Genomic DNA, 4,595 nt, shown 5'->3' on the forward strand with positions numbered 1-4,595 from the left:
AGGACTTGCAGCGCCCGTCCGGCGCGAGCCCCCGCTGCCGCGAGAACTCCACGAACGTCCCCGGAGTGGACATGACCGTGGCTCCGCCGGCGACGGCGAGGGTGGACTCGCCCTGGCGCAGGGACTGGCAGGCCAGATGGAGCGAGACCAGCGACGACGAGCACGCCGTGTCCACCGTCACCGCCGGCCCCTCGAACCCGTACACGTACGAGATCCGGCCCGACGCCACACTCCCGGCGCTGCCGTTGGCGAGGTAACCCTCAAGGTCACTGGGCGAGGTCCCGGCGAGCGTCGCGTAGTCGTGGTACATCAGCCCGGCGAAGACTCCGGTGGGGGTACCTTTGAGGTCGGCCGGGTCGATCCCGGCCCGTTCGAACAGCTCCCACGACGTCTCCAGCAGCAGCCGCTGCTGCGGATCCATCGCCAACGCCTCACGCGGCGCGATCCCGAAGAACTCCGCGTCGAACTCCCCGGCGCCGCTGAGGAATCCGCCCTCACGGGTGTAGGTATGGCCGGTGCTCTCCGGGTCCGGGTCGTACAGCTCGGCAGTGTTCCAGTCGCGGTCGTCCGGGAACTCGGTGATGCCGTCCGCTCCCCGGCGTACGACGTCCCACAGGTCCTCGGGTGAGGAGATGCCGCCGGGGTAGCGGCAGGCCATGGCGACGACGGCGATCGGCTCGTCCTCGGCGGCGGCCACCGCGGCGTCCTGGGCGGGGGCGCCGCCCGTCAACTCGGACAGGAGGAAGTCGGCGACGGCGGCGGGCGTCGGATGGTCGAAGACGAGGGTGGCGGGCAGCTTCCTGCCGATGAGGGTGCCGAGGCGGTTGCGCAGCTCGACGCCCATGAGGGAGTCGAAGCCCAGCTCCCGGAAGGGCGCTTCTGCGTCGACCGCCTCGCCCGGCGCCCGGCCGAGGACCGTGGCCGTCTCCCGTCCGACCGACGCCAGGACGTGGCTGCGGCGCTCGGCCTCGGAGCGGGCGGCGAGGCGGCTCTCGTACGTTCCGCTGTCCGTCCCGGCCGTGGCGGCGGTCCTGCGGGCCGGGGTGGCCCGGACCAACTCGCGGAATAGCGGCGGCACCTGGCCCGAGGCGCGCAGGGCTCCGAGGTCCAGCGCGGTGGTGACCAGCGCCGGCTCGTCCTGGGCGAGGGCGGCGTCGAGCAGCGCCAGCCCCAGCTCCTCCGGGATGGTCCGCAGCCCGGACCTGGCCAGCCGGGCCCGGTCGGACGTGGTCAGCCCGGCCGTCATGGTGCTCTCTTGCTCCCACAGGCCCCAGGCGAGGGACGTCGCGGGGAGCCCCTGGGCGGCGCGGTGCTGGGCCAGGCCGTCCAGGAAGGAGTTGGCGGCGGCGTAGTTGGCCTGACCGGAGGTGCCCAGGACGCCGGCGACGGAGGAGAACAGCACGAAGGCGCCGAGGTCGTGGCCGAGGGTGGCCTCGTGCAGGTTCCAGGCGGCGTCGGCCTTCGCCTTGAGCACGGTGTCGAGCCGTTCCGGCGTCAGATCGCCGATGACGCCGTCGTCCACGACTCCCGCCGCGTGGACGACCGCGCTCAGCGGGTGCTCGTCCGGGACGGCGTCCAGGAGCCGGGCCACCGCGTCGGCGTCGGAGAAGTCGCACGCCTCGACCGTGACCCGGGCGCCCAGCGCGGCCAGTTCATCGCGGAGCTCCGCGGCGCCCGGGGCGTCGGGTCCGCGGCGGCCGGCCAGCAGCACGTGGGGCACCCCGTGCTGGGTGACCAGGTGGCGGGCCACGAGGCTGCCCAGCGTCCCGGTTCCGCCGCTGATGAGGACGGTCCCGGACAGCCGCGGCCCGTCACGTTCCGGACTCTCGGGTTCACGGGCGAGACGCGGCACCAGTGCCGTGCCACCGTGGAGCGCCACCTGGGGCTCGCCGGAGGCGATCGCGGCCGGCAGCAGCGCGGCCGAGTCCGGATCGTCGTCCAAGTCCAGGAGCACGACCCTGCCGGGGTGCTCCGACTGCGCGGAGCGCACCAGCCCCCACACCGCCGCGGCCTCGGGCCGTACGTCGTCGCCGAAGGCCCCGCGGGTGACGACCACGAGGGGCTTCTCCGGGGCGTCCTCCGCGGCCGTCCACTCCCGCAGCACCTCCAGCACCTGGCCGGTGCAGGCACGGGCCGCGGCGGCCGGGTCCTGCCCGGCCTCGGGCTCCACGGGCAGCACCAGCGCGTCGAACAGCTCCTCGCCCTCGCACGCGGCGGCGACGCCGGTCAGCCGGGGGGCGTCCAGCGCGGGTCGGCCTGTGCCGAGCACGGCCACGGTGACGTCCCGGCCCCCGGCCGGTTCGATGGGCCTCCAGCGCACGGCGAGCACGACGGGGCGGTCCGTGCCGGGCGCGATCCGGTCGGCGGAGACCTCGTGTACGGAGAGGGAGTCCACGGTCAGCACCGGGCGGCCGCTCTCGTCGGCCAGGGTCACGGAGACAGTGTCGTCGCCGGTGGTACGCAGCCGCGCCCTGACGGCACGGGCGCCCGTGGCGTGCAGCCGCACGCCGCTCCACTCGAACGGCACCACGAGCCGGTCGCCCGCGTCGAGGAGGAGCGCGTGCAGGGCGGCGTCCAGCAGAGCGGGGTGGATGCCGAAGCCGGCGGTCTCGTCCGTCTCGGGAAGGCGTGCCTCGGCGAACAGTTCGTCGCCATGCCGCCGCACCGATGCCAGGCCGCGGAACGCCGGGCCGTAGCCGTAGCCGCGGTCGGACAGCTGCTCGTAGAAGCCGTCGAGCGGGACGGGTTCACCGGGCGGCGGCCACGGGAAGGCGGCGTCGGCGGCGTGCCGGGTCTCCTGCTCCGCGTCCTCCGCGCGCAGGGCGCCGGTCGCGTGCACGGTCCAGTCGGCGTCTGGTCCGGTACGGCCGCATACCCGCACCGGCCTGTGCCCGTCCTCGGCCGGTCCGACGACGATCTGCACGTCGACGGCGGCCTGGTCGCCGATTACCAGCGGGACGCCCAGCACCAGTTCGTCCAGGACCGGTAAGCCCGCCTCCTCACCCGCCCTGATGACGACCTCCGCCAGCGCGGCCGCCGGCACCATGGCGGAACCCAGCACCCTGTGCTGGTCCAGCCAGGGCTGCCCGCGCAGGGAGAGGCGGCCGGTGAACAGCAGTTCCTCTCCGCCCGCGACCGTGACGGAGGCCCCGAGGAGGGGATGCCCCGTGGTCGTGAGACCGAGATCCGCCACGTCCAGGGGCTCGGCGGCGTCCAGCCAGTACCGCCTGCGCTGGAACGCGTACGTGGGCAGGGGAACGGAGCGTGCCCCGGTGCCCGCGAAGAAGCGCTCCCAGTCGACGGTGCCGTGCGCGTCGTGCACCCGGCCGAGCGCGGCGGCGACGGTGCCCGCCTCGTCCCGATCCCGTCGCATCGTCGCGACTGCGGTGACCTCGTCGTCGTCCAGGATGTCGGCGACCATCGCGGTGAGCGGCCCGTCCGGGCCCAGCTCCAGGAAGATCCGGGCGCCCTGTTCGCGCAGCGCGGTCACGCCATCGGCGAAGCGCACCGCCTCCCGCACGTGCCGCACCCAGTAGTCCGGGGTACACACCAGGCCGCGGTCCGCGGGCCGGCCCGTGACGTTGGAGACGACGGGGCAGGACGGGTGCTCGAAACGCAGGTCCGCGATCTCCGCGCGGAACTGCTCCAGCATGCCGTCCATGTGGGGCGAGTGGAACGCGTGGCTCACGGGGAGGCGCTTGGCCTTGCGGTCCTGCGCGGTGAAGGCCGCCGCGATGCGGGTGACCTCCTCCTCGTCGCCCGAAATCACCACGGAGCGGGGGCCGTTGACCGCCGCGATACCCACCGCCGCCTCGTGGCCCTCCAGGTGCGGAAGCACCTCGGCCTCGGTGGCCTGGAGCGCGACCATGGCGCCGTCGGAGCGGAGGGCCTGCATCAGCCGGGCGCGTGCGGCGACCAGGGTCACGGCGTCGCTCAGGGAGAACACCCCGGCGATGTGCGCCGCGGCGATCTCTCCGACGGAGTGGCCCGCGACGAAGTCCGGGCGCACCCCCCAGTGCAGGAACTGCCGGGCGAGGGCCACCTCCGTGGCGAAGAGGGCGGGCTGGGTGTACTCCGTCCTGTCGAGCTCGTCGGAACCGCCGAACACCACCTCCTTGAGCGGACGGCCAAGCCGCCCGGCGAACTCCTCGCACACCTCGTCGAAGGCGGCGGCGAAGACCGGGAGGCTCTCGTAGAGCTCACGCCCCATGCCGGCGCGCTGGGCGCCCTGGCCGGTGAACAGGAACGCGGTCCTGCCTCCGGCCCCGTCCCCGGAGGCGTGGGCCGTGGCGGGGGCCGGGTTCTCCAACTGGCGGAGGAGGTCGTCGCGGTCGGCCGCGGTGAGGGTGGCCCGGTGGGGGTGTGCGGTGCGGGTGGTCGCGAGGGAGTGGGCGACGTCCAGCAGCCGCGCCTCGGGGTGCTCGACGAGGTGGGCGTGCAGGACCTCGACCTGGGCGGCGAGAGCCTGGCGCGACTTCGCGGAGACGGCGAAGGGCAGCACCGGGGGGTGCGGCGTCCCGGCCTCGTCGTCCGGCTCCTCCTCGATGGGGGCCTGTTCGAGGATGAGGTGCGCGTTGGTGCCGCTGATACCGAAG

General features: G+C 74.4%; 1 protein-coding gene. It reads right to left on the reverse strand.

What is annotated here, in order from left to right:
• Positions 1–4,595: type I polyketide synthase (locus tag F3T56_RS45430; RefSeq protein ID WP_149831312.1), on the reverse strand; the 4,595-nt coding region annotated here is incomplete at both ends.

Origin of the sequence: Streptomyces tailanensis, assembly GCF_008386495.1 — a bacterium.
Taxonomy (GTDB): domain Bacteria; phylum Actinomycetota; class Actinomycetes; order Streptomycetales; family Streptomycetaceae; genus Streptomyces; species Streptomyces tailanensis.